The following is a 21,489-nucleotide window of genomic DNA, read 5'->3' as shown; positions in this document are numbered from 1 at the left end:
CGGGTTATGAGGCCAGGGAAGCGCCTTGGCTGGGAGCAGTCGACGTGACCGGCGTTGGTCCAGTAAGCCGTAGGACGAGCAGAGCTGTTGCGCTGGCGGCGATGATGAGCAGACCGGAGCCGAGGGCGCTGTTTTGGGGGCCGATCGCTTCTACGAGCGGGCCTGCGGACAGCACGGTGATCGGCATCAGGACGTAGCATGCCATGATGTTCCAGCTGTTCACACGGACCAGGACCTCGGGGGCGTAGGTGTTCTGTAGCGCGGTGGTCCACAGGACGTAGTAGGCGGCCTGGCACGCTCCGGGGACGATGATGGCGATCGCGAGGACCGCCCAGGGGGCGCCTCCGCCCAGAAGGAGCATCGGAATCGCCCCCATGGCTGGGAGCGCCGCGGCGGTCAGGACGAGCCGGGATGGTCTCCAGTTGGCGCCGATGAGTGCTCCGGCCAGCGCGCCGAAGGCTTCGCAGGCCGTGATGATGCCCCATGCTCTTGCGCCGCCGTGTCCCTGTGACATGTAGAGAGGGCCCGCGAGCTCGGTGAAGCAGATCATCGCGATAATGACCGCCGTGTACTGGACCGTCATGATCCAGACCCAGCTGTAGGCGATGAATTCGCGCCAGCCCACGCGGAGGTCGCTCAGCATTCCGGCTCCGGCGTTGTTCCAGCGTGAGGTCTTGAGGCGGCTGAGTAGGAGCGCGCTGGTGGCGCACAGGCCGCTTCGCGCGAAGGCCGCCCACCCGGGGCCGATCGTGGAGACCACCAGCCCGGACGATGCCAGGCCGATGAGCAGGCCGATCGATTGAGTCTGGCTGATCAGGGCGTTGCCGGCCGACCTGGCGTCACCCGGGAGGAGGTCGGCGACGATGCCTCGGATGGTTGGCAGGAACATCGCTATCGCTATTCCGGCCAGGAGCGCGAGTGCACAGACCAAGGGGAAGGGCGCCTTCTTGGTGATGAAGCAAACGCCCAAGCCGAACCAGGTGGTACTTGCGAGGAGCTCTGCTGTTATGAGTACGTGGTGACGTCGGAATCGATCTCCGATGACTCCGGTGAAGATGAGCAGGAGTGCAGGTATCGAGTTGCACGCCAGAACGACCGAGAGTCCCTTTGCTCCGTGGCCCAAACTCATCACGCCCCAGGAGAGGGCAAGCTGGCCGAATCCCACTCCGGCGCTTGAAATGAGGCGAGCTATGAAAAGTGGGGCGGCGGCGGGGTTTTTGAGAAGTGGCAGGGGTGAAAGGAGCTTGAGCATGGTGTGCAAGGTAGTGCACGACTCCAGGCGTCAAGTGGGCCGTTTTCTTGGCTGATACCTGGAAATGGAAGTTTGTTGGCTGAATGGTTGTGTCGTTACTCTGCTTCCTGTCGGCGACGCTGCAAAACTGACCCCCTGTGGGCGCGCGAACCTTGACCCCCTCCACTCTCTGGAGGGTGATCAAGGTGGAGGACTGGGCTGAGATCCGTCGGCTGCATCGGGCCGAGGGGATGCCTATCAAGGCGATCGCCAGGCGGTTGGGGATCGCACGGAACACGGTGCGCAAGGCGTTGGCCGCATCGGAGCCGCCGAAGTATCAGCGGGCGCGGAAGGGGTCGATCGTGGACGCGGTCGAGCCGCAGATCCGTGCGCTGTTGAAAGAGTTTCCCGAGATGCCGACGACGGTGATCGCCGAGCGGATCGGCTGGGAACGGTCGATGACGGTGCTCAAGGACCGGGTCCGGTTGCTGCGGCCGGAATACAAGCCGGCCGACCCGGCATCGCGGACGAGTTATCGGCCGGGCGGGCTTGCCCAGTGCGATCTGTGGTTCCCGCCCGTTCAGGTGCCGGTTGGCGGGACCGTCCGGACGAACCTGCCGGTGCTGGTGATGGTCTGCGGCTATTCGCGCTGGCTGATGGCGCGGATGCTGCCCTCGCGGGCGGCCGGGGACCTGTTCGCCGGGATGTGGGCGCTGCTCAGCGTGCTGGGCGCTGCACCCAAGACGCTGGTCTGGGACAACGAGTCCGCGGTCGGTGGGTGGCGGCAGGGCAGACCGCAGCCCACCAAGGACGCTGTCGCGTTCGCTGGGAGCCTGGGGGTGAGGATCTGGCAGTGCCGTCCCGGTGACCCGGAGGCCAAGGGGCTGGTGGAGCGGGCGAACGGCTATCTGGAGACCTCGTTCCTGCCCGGCCGGATCTTCACCTCACCACAGGACTTCAATGCCCAGCTGGCCGGCTGGCTGGAGCGGGCGAACCAGCGGCAGCACCGCCGGATCGAGTGCCGTCCGGTCGACCGGCTGCCCGCGGACCTGGCCGCGATGGTCGAGCTGCCGCCCGTCCCACCGCTGGTGGGCTGGCGAACCTCGACCCGGCTGGCCCGCGACCATTACGTCCGGGTCGCCTCCAACGACTACTCGGTCCACCCGTCGGCGATCGGCCGCATGGTCGAGATCGTCGCCGGGCTGGAGCAGGTGACGGTGACCTGCGCCGGACGCATCGTCGCCCAGCATGACCGGTGCTGGGACATCCACCAGTCCCTCACCGACCCCGACCACGACCAGGCCGCCCAGAAGATGCGCCGCGCCCGGCTGCAGGCCGTCGCCCCGGTCGAGACCGAGGTCGAGTTCCGGCAGCTGGCCAGCTATGACGCACTGTTCGGCATCGAAGGCGGTGTTGCGTGATGGCCACCCGCAAAACCACCACCACGACCAGTGCCCAGGTCACGACCAGCGGCCGGAACGTCACCGCCGAGCTGGCCTATCTGACTCGCGTGCTGAAGGCACCATCGTTGGCCGCCTCGATCGAGCGGCTCGCCGAACGGGCAAGAGCCGAATCGTGGACGCACGAGGAGTTCCTGGCCGCCTGCCTGCAACGCGAGGTCGCCGCCCGCGAGGCGCACGGCGGCGAGGGCCGTATCAAAGCCGCCCGCTTCCCCGCGCGCAAGTCGCTGGAGGACTTCGACTATGACCACCAGCGATCGTTGAAACGGGACGTCATCGCGCACCTGGGCACGCTCGACTTCGTCACGGCCAAGGAGAACGTCATCTTCCTGGGGCCGCCGGGAACAGGGAAAACGCATCTGTCGACCGGGCTGGGCATCCGGGCCTGCCAGGCCGGACACCGGGTCGCGTTCGCCACCGCAGCCGAATGGGTCGCCCGCCTGGCCGACGCTCACTCCGCCGGCCGCCTGCAGGAAGAACTGGTCAAGCTCTCCCGCATCCCGGTCCTGGTGGTGGACGAGGTCGGATACATCCCGTTCAAAGCCGAGGCCGCGAACCTGTTCTTCCAGCTCGTCTCGTCCAGATATGAGAGGGCGAGCTTGATCGTGACGAGCAATATGCCATTCGGGCGCTGGGGCGAGGTCTTCGGCGACGACGTCGTCGCCGCGGCCATGATCGACCGGCTCGTCCATCACGCCGAGGTCATCTCGCTGAAGGGAGACAGCTACCGGCTCAAGAACAGAGACCTCGGCCGCCCACCAGCGGCCAGAAACGACCACGAACAGTAACTCAACGACAACATCAGGGGGTTACGGTTCACGCGCCCGCAGGGGGTCACGCTTGGCGCGCCGTTGACACTTGTCAACGACGCGCGAATGTGGACCCCCTGGCGACGCCGGAATGTTGACCCCCTGGTGGTGTTGTTTGTCATGGGTTGTTACTGATGGTCGTTGTTGGTCTGGGCTGCGGGAACGCGGCCCAGGTCGCGGTTCTTCAGGCGGTAGCTGTCTCCCTTCAGGCTGATGACCTCTGCGTGGTGGACGAGGCGGTCGATCATGGCGGCGGCCACGACGTCGTCGCCGAACACCTCTCCCCAGCGCCCGAACGGTTTGTTGCTGGTCACGATCAGGGAGGCGCGTTCGTAGCGGCTGGAGACCAGTTGGAAGAACAGGTTCGCCGCCTCGGGCTCGCAGGCCCGGCAGGGCGCGGCGGCGTGATTGGCCGGCTCCTAGGACAGCCGCTAGGGGCGGCCTCCCGGGGCCAGGCTCGAACGGGATGTAGCCGACCTCATCGACGACCACGGGAATGCGCGCGAGTTTGACCAGTTCGCCCTGCAGCCTGCCGGCGGCGTGGGCGTCGGCCAGGCGGGCGACCCACTCGGCCGCGGTGGCGAACGCGACGCGGTGGCCGGCCTGGCAGGCCCGGATGCCCAGGCCGATCGACAGGTGGGTCTTGCCGGTGCCGGGCGGGCCGAGGAACACCACGTTCTCCCGGGCGGCGACGAAGTCCAAGGTGCCCAGGTGCGCGATGGCCTCGCGCTTGAGCGAGCGCTGATGGTCGAAGTCGAAGTCCTCGATCGCCTTGCGGGCCGGGAACCGGGCGGTGCGGATGCGGGCTTCACCGCCGTGGGATTCGCGGGCGGCGACCTCGCGTTGCAGGCAGGCGGCCAGGAACTCCTCATGGCTCCAGGACTCGGCCCTGGCTCGTTCGGCCAGCCGTTCGACTGACGCGGCCAGGGATGGGGCCTTGAGCACCCGGGTCAGGTAAGCCAGTTCCGCGGTGAGGTTGCGGCCGCTGGTGGTCTTTGCGCCGGTCATCAGGCGACCCCTTCGATGCCGAGCAGCGCGTCGTAGTCGCTCAACCGTCGTTGCTCGACCTCCAGTTCGGCCGGGCAGGCCACGGCCTGGATCTTCGAGCGGCGCAGCACCGCGGCGGCCCGGGCGTGGGCCGGGTCGGTGATGGTCTGGTGGGCGGCCCAGCACCGCTCATGGCGGGCGACCGTTTGGCCGCCGCAGGTCACGGTGACCTGCTCGGGGTCGGCGACGACCTCGACCAGACGGCCGATCACCGACGGATGCACCGAATAATCATTGGAGGCGATCCGGACGTAGTGGTCGCGGGCCAGCCGTGTCGAGGTCCGCCAGCCCACCGACGGAGCAACCGGCGGCAGGCCGACCATCGCCGCCCGATCGACCTCGAACCGGTCGGCGGGACGACACTCGATCCGCCGATGATGACGGGCATTGGCCCGGGCCAGCCACCCGGCAAGCTGAGCATTGAAGTCGCTCGGACCGGTGAAGGCGCGACCGGGCATGAACGAGGTCTCCAAATACCCGTTCGCCCGCTCCACCAGGCCCTTGGCCTCGGGATCAGCGGGCCTGCACTGGTGGATCGCGATCCCCAGCACGCCGCGGAAGGCGTTCGCCTCAGCGGTCAGCTGCGGCCGGCCGCCCTTCCACTGACCGATCGCGCTCTCGTTGTCCCAGACCAGCGTCTTCGGAACGGCGCCCAAGACACTGAGGAGGGCCCACATCCCGGCGAACAGGTCCCCGGCCGCCCGCGAGGGCAGCATCCCCGCCATCAGCCAGCGCGAATACCCGCTCACCATGACCAACACCGGCGGACTGCCCGCCTGCCCGGCACCCAGGGGGATCTTGGCCGGCGGGAACCACAGATCACACTGGGCCAGCTCACCGGGCTGATACGTCGTCCGCGACGCGGGATCCACCGGCTTGTAGTGCGGCCGCAGGATCCGGATCCGGTCCTTGAGCACGGTCAGAGAACGAGTCCAGCCGATCCGCTCAGCGATGACCGTGGCCGGCATGTCCGGGAACTCCTCCAGCAGCGCCCGGATCTGCGGCTCCACCTCGTCCACGATCGACCCCCTGCTCGCCCGCCGGTACTTCGGCGGCTCCTCGGCCGCCAGCGCCCGCTTGACGGTGTTCTTCGAGATGCCCATCCGCCGAGCGATCGCCTTGATCGGCACGCCCTCGGCCCGGCGCAACCGGCGGATCTCCGCCCAGTCCTCCACCTTGATCACCCTCCACAGTGACAGCGGAGGGGGTCAGATTTCGGCTGTCGCCTGGGGGTCAGTTTTCACGTGTCGCCGACAGGAGTGAGTAGTTCGTCGGGAACGATGCCTTTTAGAAGCTTCTTCGCTGTCTGCTCGACTTCGGAACTCACAGTGCGCCACCTCCAAGGCGCAGAGAGTAGCAGCGCCTAACTGTGTGTCACTGACCTCCAAGGTGAGTGTTTCGCGCCAATGAGTGGAAGTCGCCATGGCAGCGACGGTCAGCCTGGCCATGCGAGGAGCCCTTACGCCATCGGGGTTTCGGCGGACCTTGGACAAACCTCCCTGCTTCCGCTGGTGACGACTTCTCACCATGGTCGGTTTCGCTCATGGTTCTGACCTGCATCTTTGCGGTTTCATCGTGGCTACTGATCGCCGTTCGACCGGGAGACAGCATGACGAATGTGGCTCACGGCTCCGTCCTTGCCCACAGCCGCTCGAATGGGCGCGGTGAGCGGAACCCAGCCGAGGGCGCTGCCGAGGGGGCACCGTCTGCGGCCGCGCGCTCATCGGGGTCGCTGTTGAAGGGCGTGGGCGGCTTGCGTGGCGTCATTCGTCGGTGCCTCGGTCGATCCGAGCGACGCAGACAGGCCACCCAGGCTGATGACCAGGGGAGTGCGAGCCCGTTGCAGCACTCACGGGATGCACGTACCGGGGTGAGTACCGAAGAGGTCCTGCGGACCGTTCTGGTCGAGGTTCTCTCCTGTCTACGGGCTCGCGACGAAGACACCGGGGATGCGGCGCCCCTCGCTGACCAGGCAGGGGCAGGTGATCCTTCATACGAGGCGTCACGAGCCAACGCCTCCGCCGTTGGCGCTGAGTCCGGATCTGGTAGTTCGCGCGCCGCGATCTCACCAACGTCCAGAGCGGCTTCAGGGGTGATTCACCTGCTGGGGCGGTGCACCGTTGAAGGACCTGCGGGGCTGGTGTACACCGAGGGAGGAAAGGACACCTGGGCGCTGCTGGGGCTCCTCGCGGAACATCGTGCGCTACCTCTGCCTCGGGAGACCGCCTACGCGAAGTTGTGGCCTGACCTGGACCCCGCCGGCGACAGGGACACCTTCTGGAAGCCGATGCGGGATGCGCGGACCCGCCTCGTGCAAGCCCTTGGTGGCGGCCAGGCCGGTCCACAGGTCATTCAGAAGCTCGGGAGAAGCAGCTACCGGGTCAACGCGGGCTTCTTCACCTTCGACGTGTGGGAGTTGCGCGACGCTCTGAAGGCCGCTCGCATGGCCGGTGGAGCCGACAAGGTGTGCGCGCTCACGTCCGCGGTGGAGAAGTACGTGGGTACCTACCTGCCCGGATGTGACTACGAGTTCGCCCGCAACGCCGCGCTGGCTCTCGAGCGTGAGGTCGTGGACGCACTCGCCCAGTTGGCCGACCTGAGCGAACCTGAAGCCGCGGTTCTTCACCTGGAGCGTGCCACGTGCATCGACCCCACGGCCGAGCACCTCTGCCGGCAACGCATGGAGATGAACGCGCGTCTGGGGCGAGTGGCGGCCGTCCATCACTGCTATCAGGAGCTCGCCCACGTTCTGGAGGGGCTGCAACTACGGCCGGCGTCTCAGACGGAAGAGGTCTATCGACGGCTCACCCGAACGTGACACCGGTGCATGTGGCGATCGAGCAGGGCGCGAAAGGCGGTCCCCACCGAGGGCAGAGGACTGCCGTACCGCGAACCACGACTGCGGCCGAAGAGCCCTGCCGGGGCGTCGGGCCTCCCCACATGAGGGATGCTCGGCACCTGGCAGGGTCTGCTCAGCCGCCTGGAGTGGTCACGGTCATGCCACCGCCCCCGACTCGGGCCGTGAACGCACCGGGGACAGGTTTCCCGAGGCGGATGACGGCGCGCTCGCCCTGGACGCTGACCAGGGTGAGCGAGATGTCGTTGAGGTTGCTGGAGTCTGGCTCCTTCCTCACTGGCTGGGTGTAGGTGGCGGAGCCGGAAGCCAGGTCGTAGACCACCTCTTTCTGGCTCACTTGCTTCACCTTGATGTCACCGAATCCGGCCTTGCTCTCGCCGGCCGCGTTGAAGCGGATGACGTCACCGGCCTTGACCTCGACCTCGCACTTGGCGTCCGCGCAGGACTTGAGTCGTGTCCCGTCCGGTGCCTTCAGCGCCGCCGAGCTCGGGCTCGGCGTGGCGGAGGGGGATGCGCTCGGGGGCGGTGTGCTCGGCGCGGACGTGGAGGCGCGCGGGGCGGTCGTTCCTGCTTCATCGCCGCCGCAACCCGCCAGCGGCAGGGTCGCCGCAGTGATGAGCAGTGCCCAGGGAGGCGCGACGTTCCAGCCGCTTTTGGTTCATGGTCTTCGCCCTTCGCAGTAGCCCTGACCGTGACCGGGGTGGATCAACATAGGGCCACCCGTCCGGGACCAGTCCCAGGCCGTGCCGGGTACCGGAGTCGTCACCGGCTGAACATTGTTCAGGAGATCTGACAGTGCGCCGCGGCCAGTCGTCATTCTTATCGACGCAGGAAACGCCTTGCGGCGAGTGCTTGACAATCACGTTTGAGGGATCCCTTTATAGGGTTGGTTCGTCCGTGCCGTTAGGGTCACGCGTGGTGCGTGGCGGCGGACGACGTGATCGAAAGGGGAAAAGGTTGGCTGCAAGTAGAAAGGTTCCGACGGCGTCCGTGATGGGACGGACGATGTCATGGCGGCGTGTCTTCGCGGGGCGTGTGGACCAGATCCCGGCGGCCAGGCATTTCGCCATGTATCTGTTCGCGGAGACCGCCATCGCCGACGAGGTCGGATTCGTGGTGACGGAGCTGGCCTCGAATGCCGTGCGTCACACGCTGTCGGGGCAGGGCGGAAGCTTCAGCGTGGAGCTGGTGAACAACGGGCTGGCCTACGTCGCAGTGAGCGATCTGGGCGGCGGAGGCTACCCGACCGTGCGGCCCGACCCGATCGACGGCAGCAACCGCGAGCACGGCCGAGGGCTGCTGGCGATCTCGAAGCTCGCCGTCTCGCTCGGTGTTCACGGTAGCCCCGAGGAGGGACACACGGTGTGGGCGGACCTCGCGGGCGTCTGCAACAGGCCAGCTCAGCCGCCGGTGGAGGTGGCGCCGGCCATATGAAGGGAGGACCAGCCCGTCCGTAGCAGGCTGGTCCCCGCTCCAGCATAGGTCTGGAAGGCAGGCCCCGTTCGTGTTCTCAACAGCGCGAACGGGGCCTTGCTGTGTTCTGGCAACCGGGGGGCCAAGCGGGATGCCAACCGTGGGGCCGTCCGGCGGGCCGACTATGACGGGCCCTCCGGGGTGGTGGCATGTGCACAGGTCAGGCGCCTGCCGCGTGGGCCGCTGGTGCGGCCGGATACCCCTACAGGGGTCCACAAGGGTGCTGGCGGACGAGAATCGGGCTCTGTTCATGCAGCCTTCGAGTTGAGTCTCACGCTTGGGTCCGCCTCTTCGGGTATTGCTCCGGCCGGCTCTGGGCTGCCGCGAATTTCTGTTCTCCGTGAACTCGACAAGTCGGGCCGTTGCTGTGACCGAGTCGGACTAGCTTCCCCGCGTGCCTTCGCTAGATGTCGTCCGCCCCGAGGTGAACGTCCTCGGCGGAATTAAATTTTTGTTGGCTGAGGTAAGCCTATCCAGCCGGTGGGGTGACGAAAATTATCGGCGCTCCTAGTTGCAATGGCGTTAGTCATCGAGAAATGGTCGTCATGACGGCGACACCGGTCGGGAAAGTCCCGCCATTAGATTCGCCGTTTCCCAGGAGGAAGGAATGACTACGGCCACCATCACCAACATCACCGCCACCACGACGGGCACGGGCATCGCCGAAACGGCCGATGACGTGACCGCGTTCGGTCCCGCGACGTTCAACCCGACCGGGGCGGCGGGCACCGTCTGGGGCGCCCTCAGGACCGTTCCGGACGGCGCTACGGTGACCGCGATCGCGGACGCGTCGGGCGTGAGCCGTTCGGCGGTCACGAAGGCGCTGGCAGCGTTCGCCGACGCCGGGCACGCGGTTCGCACGCCGGGCGCCAAGACCGGGCGCGGGCGTACCCCGGACATCTGGGCCCCGGTCACAGGGGACAACGGCGAGACGGCCACTACCGGCGCGGTCACGGACGCGGAGGCCGACACTGACGCGGAAACGGGCCCGGACGGCGAGGACGACACCGACGGTGCCACCGAGCCCCGTCCTGACGACGAGAGCAAGGCGGCCCCGGTGGCGTCCGGCGCCTCGTCTGAGGACGCGCTACGGGCGGCGATGCGCATTCTCCACGAGGAGGCGGACCGGCGGGCGGCGGCCGAGGACGCGTTGCGGCGGGCGTGTGAGGAGGAGGCGGAACGGCGCGCTCGTATTGACGCCGAACTGGCCAAGGCACACGCGCGTGAGAGCACTCGGACGCTGCTGGCCGAACTGTTGGGGGTGGTGACCACCACTTTGGCGGCGGTCACTGACGACGACGAGGAGAAGGTGGCGGCCGGTCTGGAGCAGGTGGCCGCCTACGCCAGTGCGGTACGGCGTGCGTCGCGTCCCAGCGCTACCGGGCGGGTGCCTGGTCAGTCGGCGCGCCCGGCGGCGGGCGGTACCCGCAACGCGCCGCGCCCGTTGCGGCCAGCGGTGGCCGAGCACCTTCACGCGCATCCCGGAAAGGAGTTCACACCCGGCGAGATCGCGCGGGTCCTGGACCGGTCGCCGGGCGCGGTCGCGAACGCCCTGGACACCTTGGTCGGGCACGGGATCGCGGAACTGACGTGTGAGCGTCCCCGCCGCTTCCGGGCCGCGTCTTCCGGCCCGGACACCGGTGGCGGTACGGACGAGAACCAGCCCGCGAACGAGAGCGGCGACTCCGGGACGGCGGACGCCGAGAGCGCCTGATCTTCGGGGCGGGGCGGACGGGTGGCAGCCCGTCCGCCCCGTCATGACCCGGGGCCGTGAGGCCCCACCACAGAACGTGAGGTTGTCATGACGAAGGAGACGCTACATGTTCGGTGACGTGCCGGGCGGGGCACCTGGCGACACGTCGGGGAACACGCCTGACCGTGACGCGACCGGCCAGATGTTCGTGTTCCTGGGGTGGGCATGGGACGTCGACAAGGCCGCGCGGTTGGCGGCCCGTCATCCGGTGATGCGGGCGGACATCACCCGGTTGGGGTGGGCGCGGCCAGTGATCAACGTTGATCCCGTTCACGCGGCCACCGTGGATCTGTCCCGACCGCTGCTCGCCGTACCCGTCCCGAACGCCGCTGTGCCCCTGGTGATCGACGGGTACCACCGGATCCACCGCGCCATCACGGAACGGGTCACCGAACTGCCGGTGATCCTGCTGGACGCGGCCGACGAACGCGCCTGCCGCATCATGGGCGGCGGCATCACACCGATCGGGTAGGCAGCTACCAGCGCACACAGGCCCCGGGGACGACGACAGACCGCCCCGGGGCCTGTTCGTGTGCGATGACGGCGCGGAGGGAAACGTTCATCGCCTGGGCCTGAGCTTGAGGAGTGGGCGTGTGGATCCGATCCAATCGCCACGGCGGTACGACTCGACGCCGATGTTGGGGCGGCATGTGGAACAGCGGGCGGCCACCATCTTTCCGGCGCCGATGACCAGGCCGACGTGTCCAGGTCGGCTCGATGAGGTCCCCGGGCCTGAGTTGAAGAAAACCAGATCTCCCGGTTGCTCACGGCCTTTGGGGACCTGGACGCCGAACGGCCACTGTTCGAAGGTCGTCCTGGGGATGGCATATCCGACGGCGCGGTAGGCGCCTTGGACGAGGCCCGAACAGTCCCAGGCGTCCGGGCCGCTCGCGCCGAACACGTAGCGCTTGCCACGTTGCGCCATCGCGAAGGCGATGATCTTCGCGACTGTCCCGCTCGGCGCGGCGTGGGCGCCGACCATGGGTTTGCACCCGGACGCTTGCGCGGGTTGAAGTGTGTTGGCGCCGGGGGTGGATCGCACGGCGGATTCGTACCGGCGGGCGCGAGCAAGGACGTCGTTCACGTAGGCGGCCGAGTGGTTGTAGGCGAACAGGGCGGCGCGCATCTTGGCGGGCGCGCCGTTGTGGCGTAGGTAGCGGGCGGCGCCGGGGATGGCGTCGGCGGGGCTGTAGCGGTCTTTCCGGCCGTCCCGGTCGCCGTCGACGCCGAAGGCCGCCCAGGTGCCGGAGACGAACTGCATGGGGCCACCTGCCCCGGCGTGGTTCTCGCCCGACCGGACGCCCGGCTCGCGGGACCGTCCGTGATCGGACTCGGCGGACCCGATCGCGGCAAGGATCGTCCACGGGAGACCGTGCTCGGCACCGGCTTTCCGGTAAAGGGCGAGGTATCCGCGCGGGATGTCGGACACCGGGCCGGTAGCGGTTGCGGGCTGGCATTCCTCGTCACGGGTGGACATCCCGGCGATCGCCCCGACCAGAACGGCGACCAGCAGCGCGATACCGGCGACGACCGCGATTACCGGCACGGGTCGCTTTCTGGCATGTCGGGGCCGCCGGTCGTGGGGCGGGATATCCCGGGCCACGCGTCGGTCAGTTCGATCAGGCGCCGTCGCGGTCCCTTGTGCCCAGCTGGCAGCCACACTGCGTCGGCGGGGTGTCCGGCTGCCGGTTGGACGGCCGTCGCCACCGGGACCTCGGGTGTTCCCAGATGCTCGCGGAGATGGGCCTCGCGCCGCGAGCTCGGGAGCCAGAACAGGACGGGCGTGGTGATCCCGGTCGCGTCGGCGAGCGCCGCATAGTTGCCGATTTTCGCGGTGACCTTGGCCAGGACGACGCTTCCCGTGTCGTGTTCGAGGAAGAAGTCCAGCTTGGCGAGTCGGCCGCTTTGCGGGTGGAGTTCAGTCCATCGGCCGTAGGCATCGGGGCGGGCGAGGTCGCCCCAGAGCCGCGCGCATTGACGCTCTGACCACCACTTGGACAGCGCTGCGTTCGGGTCTCGCCGGGCATGGGCGTGGAGGCGGGTGAAGAACTCGTTGACGCCTATCTGGTGCCCGAGGTGCCGTGAGTGGCAGACCGCCAAGGCCGAGGCCCGGCGGTATCCGAGCTCGCGGACGCTGATCCCTTGCTCGGCGGCCAGGATCTCGGCGCCGAGCGGGCCGATTACCCAGTGGAAGGGTGCGGCGCCGACCGGTACCCAGGGTTGAAACCTCTCCAGGGCGCGGAGTCGGAACAGCTCGAGTAGCCGGTGCCGGCCCTTTCCGGGAGTGCTGAAGAAGATCGTTGCGACCTGGTGCGTGGTCAGGACGCGGTGTTCCCAGAGCAGGTTCAAGATCTCTCGGTCGCGGTCGGTGAGGCGTCGCCGCAGTTCGAGGAACAGTTCGGGATTTGCGCGGCTGGAGGAGGTCGCGGGGCGGCGCATGCGCATGTGGGTCCGGCTCATCGGTGATCCTCCTGGTCGTCGTCGCGCGGATCGGCTAGGACCGCGTCCTTGGCCGTCACGCCCTCGGATGAGGGCTCGGTTTTCGGTGCGAATCGCTTGCGGGATTCCTGGCGCACCTCTTCGGTTCGTCCGGGGATGGGGGCGTGGAGTGGCCGGGTGCGGAAGGTGAAGACGGCGCTCGGACGTCCTGCGGAGACGAGCCGTCCTACGGCCTGGTAGGCACCGAGGTGGGAGAGGTCGTGCGCGGAGAGGACGGGGCCGGCGTGGTGGACGAGATCTCTGGTGTCCTCAGGCGAGGCGGCGAAATAGATCTTGTTGCGGGCGTCGGCCGAGACCGCGTCGCGGAGATCCTTGGGGAGCTGTGAGAGGTGCTGATGCGCCAGGACGAGCGAGAAGCGGTATCCGCGGGCTTCGGCGAGGATGTCGGAGACCGAACCGGGCAGGTTGAGGAAGTTGTGGCACTCGTCGATGTAGGCGCTTGCGTCCGGCCTTTCGGGCTCGGGCAACGAGGCGCGTCGGGTGATGCCTTGCCAGGTGTGCGCCAGCAGCATCGAGCCGAGCAGCCTGGCCGCGTCCTCGCCGAGAACGCCCTTGGGCAAACGGGCCAGGACCAGCCCGCCCCGGTCCAGGTGGCGGGCGAGGTCCACACTCGATTCGGTCGCGGACAACGCCTGGTGGACGAACGGGCGGAGCAGGACGGCGCGCAGCTTGTTCATGACCGGCCCGATCGTTGAGGCCCGCCCGGCGGCCGAGAGTTCGTCGTACCCGGCCCAGAATCCGCGCAGCAGCTCATCGGAGAGTCGTGCCAGGGCTCGGTGCCGGAACGGTGTGTCCGTCAGCAGCCGGGGAACGTCGGCGAGCGTGGCGCGCGGTCCTTGTGTACGGGTGAGGGTGAGGCACGCCGAGCGGAGTAGATCGTCCAGTCGCGGGCCCCAGGCCGACGGGTAGCAGCGGTGAAAGATCGATACGACGGAGTCCACGGCGAACGCCGGATCAGGGCCGCCGAGGATGTTGACCGAGGGCGGCGGGCTGCTGTCTGACGGATCGAACAGCACCGTTCGTTTCACCGTGCGGCTCGGCAACCGGTCCAGGATGTCGGTGATGAGGTCGCCTTTGGGATCGAGGACCAGCGCGCCGCGACCCTCGCGGGCGTCCGCCAAGACCATGGAGACGAGCAAGGTCGACTTGCCGACGCCCGTCTGTCCGAGGACGTGCACGTGTTGGCGTGCGCCTAGGACGGGGAGGGCGACAGGGCGTGGGCTGCCTCCGTCGGCGTCTCCCAGGATGCGTACCGGTCCGATCTTCTTGCTGGGGCCGCTTGGGACGTCCGGCGGCGGTGCTACCGGTCGGGCGCCTGCTCGTGTGATGGCGGGCGCGTCGAGATCGAGCGGCAGGTGCGCCAAGGCGGCCAGCTCCGAAGCCCCGAGAAGGTAGCCGCGTCCCAGGTGGCGCGAGTTCAGGACGGCGGCTGCTCGCCACAGCCTGCGGCGACGGAGGTACTGCGGGCCGGAGGCGTACAGGGCTGACAAGGAAGCGAGGGCGTGTGCGTGACCGCGCAGCCAGCCTTCAGCCTTTTCCGCTGGTGCGTGCGTGGCGACGGCGTATCTAACCTCGACCTCGAACCTGGGTTGGGCGGCCTTGGCCAGGATGGCTCGGACGTGGTCGGCGCGTTCAGGATGCGTCCGGCTCGCCTCGCTGGAGTGGTGCGTGTACCCGGCGCGACTGCCGGGGGTGATGAGGTCGAACACGAGCGCCCGGAGGCCGGCAGGGCGCCCGGTTCTCAAGGTGGCGGCGATGCGGTGTGCTCGGCTCAGTCTTCGCCCTGTCGCTGGCCGTGCGAGGACTTGCACGGCGCTCTTCTCGCCTCGCCTCAACGCCGCGACCATGCTGAGCAGCGGGCGCAGCGGGTCGGTGTCGTGATCGGACTTGATGGGGTAGGAGTCGTCGTTGGCCAACACCACACGGCCGCCGGTCGCGCGGTAGTCGGGAGAGATCAGGTCGGAGGCCGGGCGGGTGGTGACGGTTGCTCCTGGCCATGCCGCGCGTATCGTCTGCTCGACCATTTCGGGTGGGACGACTCCCGGCACCCAGATCTGCACGTGGAGTCCGGCGTCGTCGCCCGTGTACTCGAATGACAGATGCGGCTGGCCGACGATCCAGCGCTTCCACCTGGGCGCGAGGAGTCCGGCCTGGTTAGCCCACCAAACCGGGGCGCTGGCCGGATCGACCTGCGGTGGGACGGAGACGGCGACCACCCGCGCATCGCGGCTGAATCGCCGCGTGCGCCAGCGCGACACAACGAACTGCGTGCAGGCTCGGGCAACTGCGATGACGCCCACCGCCAAGGCGATTTCGGTACCGTGGCGGTAGGCCTGAGCCGCCAGCCCGTCCGATAGGCGGGCGATCTCGTCGAAGACCTGTGTCCAGTCAGGGTTCACAGCGGGTCGATCTCCGTCCCGTCGCCGTTGTCGAGCAGCTCGGCGGGGTCGGTGGTGATGACCTCGTGTTCGGCCTGGGACGAGATCGCGGCGAAGGCGGCCCGGTCGCCGGCGTTGCCGCCGCACAACAGACCTTCTCCTCGCTCGGCCGACAGCAAGAAGGCTCGTTCTCCCTCGGAGAGCCCGAACGCGTCGCCGACGGAGCCGATCGCCTGGGGCGCCTGCCGAAGGAGGATCTGAGTCGCGGCATTGGACACCACGGCCCTGCCCAGATCGGAGGCCAGGAGATCGGCGGCGTCCTGCGTGACGACGGTCAGCCCTGCCCAGTGCTTCCGCGCGGACTTCGCAAGGCGATTGAGGAATTTCGCCCCTTCGGCCTCCCGCATCAGCATCCACGCCTCGTCGACGATGACCAGGCGGGGCCGCCGGTCGGCCGGATTGGCGACCTTGCGCCAGATCGCGTCCAAGGCCAGGAGCACGCCGACCGACTTGACCTCGTCGGGGAGGTCCCGCAGGGAGAAAACGACCAAGTGTCCTTCGGGCCGAGTGGTCGTGGACTTGGCGAACAAGTCCTTGTAGGAGCCGGTGACATACGGTGCGAGCCGCTCGGCGATCGCCGTGCTTTCAGGGTCCTTGCCGATGGCGAGTTGCTCGACGAGGTCGGCCAGGAGCGGTGCGGGCCGACTCCAGGTGGACGGATCGGAACCGATGCCTTTGGCCGCGTAGGCGGCGAGAACAGCGCGGTCCAGGACGGGCCGGGCAGCTGGGGCGAGGGGCTCACCGAGCATCGCGGCCACCAGGGTGTGAATGAACAGGGCGCGCCGCGTCAACACGTCCCCGGCCTGGTCGGTCGGCAGGTCGAACGGGTTGAAGGCGACCTGGGGCGCGCCGAGCGCGATGTGCGTGCCGCCCGTGCTCTCTGCGAGACGGCGGTACTCGTCCTCCGGGTCCACCACGCAGACCTGAACGCCGTGGTAGAGCAGCCGTAGCGCTTCCAACTTGGTGAAGTAGGACTTGCCCGCCCCAGACCGCGCCAGCACGACCGAGTTGTGGTTGTCCTGGGCGAACCGATCCCAGACCACGACTCCTGAGCTTGCGATGTTCACCCCGTACAGCACGCCGGTCTCGCCGATGGGGGCGTTCAGGTCGGGCGAGGCGAAGGGGAACGAGGCGGAGAGCGCGGCGGTGTCGAAGGTGCGTCGCTGCCTGATCGCGTCCTGAGCCAGGGGCAGGCTGGTGATCCAGCCTTGGAGGGCTCGGAACGTAGTCGGTTGGGCGTCCAGCAGCAGCGAGGCAGCCAGGGCGCGAACCTGCTGCACCTCTGCCTCGAGGTCCGCGGCGTCGAAGGCGTGAACGGTGAGGTAGAGCCCGACTCTGAACAGACGGCCATGTCCCCTGGCCAGTGAAGAGGCCAGGTCGGTGGCGTCCTCGGCCGCGGCCTCGGCGGTGAAGTCGACCAGCCGGCCCGCTTGAGCATCGGAACGGGCAGCCGACTCCAGCCGGGCGATCTGGCGCCGAAGTCGTTGGGCTGCGATGAGTGGAGGAACCGGCTCGATGTGCAGCGAGACGTCGAGACGACCGGGATAGGTGAGCAGCGGCTCCAACCAGCCCGCGCCCACCTCACGCGGATAGCCCGTGATGGCGAACGAGGCACAAGTGCCGCCGGGCAGTTCCAGAGAGCCGGGGCCGATGCATACGGACGAGGGCGCCATCAGGTCACCGAGCCCGACGTCTTCCGTCGGGCAGGAGTCCGGATCGTCACCGGCAGGGTGCTGGAGGATTGATCGAAGAGACGTACGCAGGTTCATCGAATCACCACCTGAGACTCGGACTCATAGGACGTGTGGATCGAGCTGCGCCCCTACGTCCCGTCAGGGGCGTGGACCTGGGCGGTGATCGGCTCGTCGATGTCCGTGACAGGGACGGGGCGGGACTCGGCTGGTGAGAACGCTTCGGTGAGCACTTGAGCGCACGCCTCGCCGTCCAGGTACTCGGCACTGATCCCGAACCCGGTCAGAGTCCGGACAGTCTCCGCCGCACGCCTTGCAACAACGGCCGCGTTGGCTTCCCGCACCCTCCCGCGTCGGCCGCGGGCGCCCGAGCCCGGGACGGGCTGCTCGCGCATGACGATCAGCACTTCGCGCACCAGGAGGTTCCGCGACTGCGCAAGCTCGTCCAGGTACCCGGCGTGCCCCTCCGCGGCCTGCTGCAAGGCCGGGTGCGGGAGGCGCGGCGCGGCCTCGGTGACGCGGTCCGTGAGCTCGGACAGATCCACCGGGCGAGCGTGGACGAGTATCTGGACGGGGGCTTCCAGCGAGTTCAGCCAGCGTCCGAAGAACCCCACAAGCGAGGCTTGCTCGGCGGCAGTGCGCAGGCCGAAGGAGATCGTTCCGGCGCGTACCAGAGCCGCTGTGCCGCCGCCCTTCAGATCCATGACGCCGTCCTCACGGATCGCGTGAACGGGGAGCCGCAGCGGACCGGGCAACCGTCCTCGCACACGCCACCAGCTCGGCGGAGCAGGCACTCCCTCTGGCGCGCACACCAGCTTTCGGTTCTTCCGCAGGTGGTCGAAGGCGGCCAGGGCGAGGCGATCCAGGCTCATGCCATCGCGGCTGCCCAGCGCCATGGAGCATCCAGCGGCCACGATCGGGAACAGCACCCCGGCGAGGACCGCCATCGGGACCACAGCGGCTCCGACCAGGTACACGGTCGCGGCCAGGAGAGCGGTGACGGCCAGGATGGCGAGCTGGCGCCCGTTGAGCCCGTACATGATCTTGTCGGGCTGCTCCACGTTGGCGGGAATTCTCACCGAGAGCGGTTCGTGCTCGTCGTTCAACGGTTCCTCCTGCCGTACCGGCGCCGTCGAGGCGGGTCCAAGCGCATGAACTGATGGCGAGCGGGTCGCGGTGTTCGAGCCGCCCGCCCGGTACGGACGCATCGGCGGGGGCTGCGGGTGGGGAATCGGCCGGAACGGTCCGCCGCTCGTTGGGCGCGGCCGCGAACGCCAGCCCGGGCTCGCGTCCGGACGCGGCCGGGCGCCGTCCCCGGCGCCACGCCACCGGCCGCCGTACGGCCCGTTGCGCGCCCCACCACCGGTTTCGCTACGGGGTCCGCCGCTATGGCGCGGGTCGGACCCGTCAGCGCCGTTCTGTGGCCCGGGACGTCGCTCGTTGCGGCGCCCGTTGCGTGGACCATGACGCGGACCACCTGAGCCACCCGGGCCGCCAGAGCCACCCGGACCGCCAGAGCCGCCGGGTCGGTGGGGTCCCGCTCCTCCGGGGCTGGGCCTACGCCGACCAGCCCCGGCAGTACGAGCAGCCCTTCGGCCCGCGCCCGTCCGGCCGCCCGCCTTGCCCACGACTCCGGACGCGGCACGCAACGTCTTGTAGACCAGGAGAGTCCGGACGAGTCGGCTGAGAGTTCGTGGTTGTGCCTGTTGCCATACCGACCGCGCCACCCATCGAGGAATGCAGATCAGCACATACAGCAGGGTGATGACCAGCAGTAGGTCGACCAGTTCGGCCTGTTCGGTCGGGACGCCTGCGAAGAAGTCGTTGTTGTCGTTGTGCTGGGAGAGCAACAGCCGCAGCGCGGCGATGAAGACGAAGGACTGGCAGACCTGAATCGCCAAGGCGCCCGTTATCCCCCGCCACCACAACCGCGCGATCCCATCGGTCTGCGGCAGGGCGTGGAACATGAGCGCGATCGGTGCGACCGAGACCAGGACCATGATGATCGCCAGGCGCATGATGTAGATGAAGGCCAGCATGGCCGCCATGACCACGGCCACCAGCGAAACCAGGATGAAGAACGCCCCACCCGTGTTGATGGACGCCTCTACACCTTGAGCCAGGACACGTCCGGCTTGATTCGGGTCGATCCGCTCGCCGCCGAGGAGGATCGACTGCGACAGCCCGTTGGCCAGGGAAACCCCGTAGCCGATCACGATCAGGCTCATGTTCATCGCAATGAACGCGGCCACCAATCGCGGGACGACCTCGCGCGGCGATGCGGCCCCGGCGAAGGTCTCACCGGCCATCAGCAGCACTCCGGCCAGCGTCACCAGGAGCACGAAGCACGTGTTGGCGATGATCAGTGACGAGCCCCAGATCCGCTCGGCCTGCGCCATCGGCGGTGACCCGATCTCGGGAGTCGCGAACTGGGTGCCGGCCAGGAACCCGAGCACCGGTTTCATCGCCGACTTGGCAAGAGACCGAAACCAGTCGGTCACAGCGTTCTTCGTTTGGCAGCCCAGGTCGATCACACCGCACTCGTCTTGGCCTTCGCCTTCGTCGTCCGTGTCGTTGCGATCAGCGGCCAGACCGGACCATGACGTGGTGGCCACCGGATACTCGCGGATGTGCGGTTGAGCAGCCGAGGCAAGGCCCGTCCAGCAAAGCCCAAGGAGAACGACGGCGCTGAAGACGACTGCCCACCTGCCCCATGGGGCGAAGCGGAGCGTCCCGGCGCTCATCTCAGGACCCAACGATGTACTTGAGTACTTGCACCAGGACGGGAGCGAGGGCGGCGATGCCGTAGCCGAAGGCGGCGTTGCGCAGCGTGCGTTTCCCGGCCTCGGCCTCGCCGGGGTCGCCACCGGCGAGCAGGTAGCGGACGCCGCCGATGGTGGCGAACAAGGTGGCCAGCGCCACCAGGAGCCCCACGATGACGTTCCGCAGATTGTTGATGACCTGGTTGAGACGGGGGTTCGCCACCACCCTCACAGCTTCGGCACCAGCGGCCTCGGCCGCTGAGACCACCGTGAAGGCCAGTACGAGACCGACGGCCAGGATGCCCACGCACCCCAACAGGACGGCGGCCAGGAGACGGAGCCGACTCACGCCGCGCTGGCGGGATGGAAGGAGTCGGAAGAACGGACAGGTGCGCATGTGCGGCCCTCCAAGCAGAGACGCAGGCGGCCAGGTCGGCGCGCAGGCGGCGGCACCGATCGATCGAGGTGGGCGGCACTCGCGGACCGGAGACGGACCCGGGCCTGGCGGGTGTCCTCCTCACGAGGGCACTGGATGAACGGCTGGGGACCGGGTGACCATCCGGCCCGGGCCGTCTCCGCGTCCGCGAGTGTCTTTCACTCAGTAACTGACCGATCACGCACCCGGATCGGACATCAGATCGGCGAAGTCCTCACGAAGACCGCCGTCGCGCATCGCGGCGACCAGTCGTTCCTCGGCCCGACGGCGGCGCTTCATCAACGCCTCGTAGCCGATCCCCAGCTGCTTGGCGACGCTGTCAGGGGCGACGCCTTCGAGCCGCGTGGCGATGACGATCTCTGCTTCGAGACGGGTGAGGGTGCCCTGCCGGACCGCCGCGTCCATGAGCAGGTCCACGTGCTGCTCTGGCCTGCCGCGCCGCGGCGCGATTTGCGCCAGCATCGCCGGTTCGACCGGCACCACCCGAACTCGCACCCGGTAGGCGCGCTCGACCGCCTTGGCCGACCGCCACAGCAGACGCTGAGCGATCTTGGGCCGCTCGATGTCGATCCGCAGGAGGCCGTCGTGGAATGCCACCAGCAGCTCGCCGGCCACGCGGGCACTCCCCGCCTTGCCCTCGGAGCGGACGTATGCGCGCAGGTCGTCCCGCACGACCGCCTTGAGCCCCGGCAGCGCGAGGCCGACGCACGCCATGACCCAGGACACGCCCCCCTTCTGACGCGCCCATATCACCAACTCCTTCCACACGGCGTCACGCGCCGCGTGTCCGGTGGACGGGTGGAGCAGGACAGATCGCAGCTCGTCGAGGGGAATGACGCGCGCGGGCAGACCGTGCCCCAGCAACGCGCCGTCCATCGAGAGCGGGGACGGCCCTCGCGTCAGAAGCCGGAACGTCGTCTCCGCGATGTCGAATGGGTGACCCCCTGCGGACGTGTCGGCGTCGACGCCCGCCTTGCTACGGCTGGCAGTGCGGTCGATGGTGCTCGTGTTCATGCAGACCCCCGAATGGTCG

At 68.3% G+C, this 21,489-nt stretch carries 16 protein-coding genes and 2 pseudogenes; 6 read left to right on the top strand and 12 right to left on the bottom strand.

Translation table 11 applies throughout. From position 1 onward, the window contains the following. Window positions 1-4: 4 nt before the first annotated feature. Window positions 5-1,252, bottom strand: coding sequence for an MFS transporter (locus tag ABD340_RS06375; protein WP_344587575.1), 1,248 nt, complete (start codon window positions 1,250-1,252; stop codon window positions 5-7). A 176-nt stretch (window positions 1,253-1,428) separates the two neighbouring features. Here ABD340_RS06375 and istA (ABD340_RS06370) point away from each other — a divergent pair, with 176 nt between their 5' ends. Next, window positions 1,429-2,652 (top strand): IS21 family transposase, encoded by a 1,224-nt coding sequence (istA, locus tag ABD340_RS06370; RefSeq protein WP_344587574.1) that lies wholly within the window; start codon window positions 1,429-1,431, stop codon window positions 2,650-2,652. After that, window positions 2,652-3,479 carry an IS21-like element helper ATPase IstB gene (istB, locus tag ABD340_RS06365; RefSeq protein WP_344587573.1) on the top strand — a complete coding sequence of 276 codons (828 nt, stop codon included), beginning with the start codon at window positions 2,652-2,654 and terminating at the stop codon, window positions 3,477-3,479. Before istA (ABD340_RS06370) ends, istB begins: the two co-directional genes overlap by 1 nt. A gap of 149 nt (window positions 3,480-3,628) precedes the next feature. On the opposite strand, the pseudogene ABD340_RS06360 reads toward istB, so the two are convergent. The 3 genes and pseudogenes from ABD340_RS06360 to istA (ABD340_RS06350) form a co-directional block, all read right to left on the bottom strand. Then, window positions 3,629-3,865: pseudogene (locus ABD340_RS06360) on the bottom strand (ATP-binding protein); the annotation flags it as partial. Between the two features lie 148 nt (window positions 3,866-4,013). Beyond that, window positions 4,014-4,508: pseudogene (locus ABD340_RS47895) on the bottom strand (ATP-binding protein); the annotation flags it as partial. Next, window positions 4,508-5,731: an IS21 family transposase gene (gene istA, locus ABD340_RS06350; protein ID WP_344587570.1), complete on the bottom strand. Its 1,224-nt coding sequence runs from the start codon at window positions 5,729-5,731 to the stop codon at window positions 4,508-4,510. The pseudogene ABD340_RS47895 and the gene istA (ABD340_RS06350), both read right to left, overlap by 1 nt. 956 nt (window positions 5,732-6,687) lie before the next feature. Here istA (ABD340_RS06350) and ABD340_RS06345 point away from each other — a divergent pair. After that, window positions 6,688-7,365: an AfsR/SARP family transcriptional regulator gene (locus tag ABD340_RS06345; protein WP_344587569.1), complete on the top strand. Its 678-nt coding sequence runs from the start codon at window positions 6,688-6,690 to the stop codon at window positions 7,363-7,365. Between the two features lie 154 nt (window positions 7,366-7,519). Here the strand turns inward: ABD340_RS06345 and ABD340_RS06340 are convergent, their stop codons facing one another. Next, window positions 7,520-7,741, bottom strand: coding sequence for a hypothetical protein (locus tag ABD340_RS06340; RefSeq protein WP_344587568.1), 222 nt, complete (start codon window positions 7,739-7,741; stop codon window positions 7,520-7,522). A gap of 698 nt (window positions 7,742-8,439) precedes the next feature. Between ABD340_RS06340 and ABD340_RS06335 the strand changes: the two genes are divergently transcribed. From ABD340_RS06335 to ABD340_RS06325, 3 genes are all read left to right on the top strand, one after another. After that, window positions 8,440-8,838 (top strand): ATP-binding protein, encoded by a 399-nt coding sequence (locus tag ABD340_RS06335; protein ID WP_344587567.1) that lies wholly within the window; start codon window positions 8,440-8,442, stop codon window positions 8,836-8,838. Window positions 8,839-9,484: 646 nt separating this feature from the next. Beyond that, window positions 9,485-10,591, top strand: coding sequence for a MarR family transcriptional regulator (locus tag ABD340_RS06330; protein WP_344587566.1), 1,107 nt, complete (start codon window positions 9,485-9,487; stop codon window positions 10,589-10,591). A 106-nt stretch (window positions 10,592-10,697) separates the two neighbouring features. Continuing rightward, window positions 10,698-11,102 (top strand): hypothetical protein, encoded by a 405-nt coding sequence (locus tag ABD340_RS06325; RefSeq protein ID WP_344587565.1) that lies wholly within the window; start codon window positions 10,698-10,700, stop codon window positions 11,100-11,102. An 87-nt stretch (window positions 11,103-11,189) separates the two neighbouring features. Here the strand turns inward: ABD340_RS06325 and ABD340_RS06320 are convergent, their stop codons facing one another. The 7 genes from ABD340_RS06320 to ABD340_RS06290 all read right to left on the bottom strand — a co-directional run bounded on the left by ABD340_RS06320 (window position 11,190) and on the right by ABD340_RS06290 (window position 21,470). Next, complete coding sequence (locus ABD340_RS06320; RefSeq protein ID WP_344587564.1) at window positions 11,190-12,176, bottom strand: C40 family peptidase; 987 nt, start codon at window positions 12,174-12,176, stop codon at window positions 11,190-11,192. Next, window positions 12,167-13,090, bottom strand: a complete 924-nt coding sequence (locus ABD340_RS06315; RefSeq protein ID WP_344587562.1) for a replication-relaxation family protein — start codon at window positions 13,088-13,090, stop codon at window positions 12,167-12,169. The genes ABD340_RS06320 and ABD340_RS06315 overlap by 10 nt, the downstream gene beginning before the upstream one ends. Continuing rightward, on the bottom strand, window positions 13,087-15,528 hold the full coding sequence (locus ABD340_RS06310; protein WP_344587561.1) for a type IV secretory system conjugative DNA transfer family protein: 2,442 nt from the start codon (window positions 15,526-15,528) through the stop codon (window positions 13,087-13,089). The genes ABD340_RS06315 and ABD340_RS06310 overlap by 4 nt, the downstream gene beginning before the upstream one ends. Then, entirely contained in the window at window positions 15,525-17,240 is a 1,716-nt protein-coding gene (locus ABD340_RS06305) for a VirB4 family type IV secretion system protein (protein WP_344587560.1), read from the bottom strand. Before ABD340_RS06305 ends, ABD340_RS06310 begins: the two co-directional genes overlap by 4 nt. Window positions 17,241-17,389: 149 nt before the next feature. Then, window positions 17,390-20,002 (bottom strand): TrbL/VirB6 family protein, encoded by a 2,613-nt coding sequence (locus ABD340_RS06300; protein ID WP_344587559.1) that lies wholly within the window; start codon window positions 20,000-20,002, stop codon window positions 17,390-17,392. 1 nt (window position 20,003) lies between these two features. Then, window positions 20,004-20,369, bottom strand: coding sequence for a pilin (locus tag ABD340_RS06295; RefSeq protein WP_344587558.1), 366 nt, complete (start codon window positions 20,367-20,369; stop codon window positions 20,004-20,006). A gap of 264 nt (window positions 20,370-20,633) precedes the next feature. Further along, window positions 20,634-21,470: a hypothetical protein gene (locus ABD340_RS06290; protein ID WP_344587557.1), complete on the bottom strand. Its 837-nt coding sequence runs from the start codon at window positions 21,468-21,470 to the stop codon at window positions 20,634-20,636. Between the last annotated feature and the right edge of the window lie 19 nt (window positions 21,471-21,489).

This window comes from Actinomadura vinacea, from assembly GCF_039532545.1.
GTDB lineage: Bacteria > Actinomycetota > Actinomycetes > Streptosporangiales > Streptosporangiaceae > Spirillospora > Spirillospora vinacea.
This window is presented reverse-complemented; position numbering and strand designations above follow the sequence as displayed.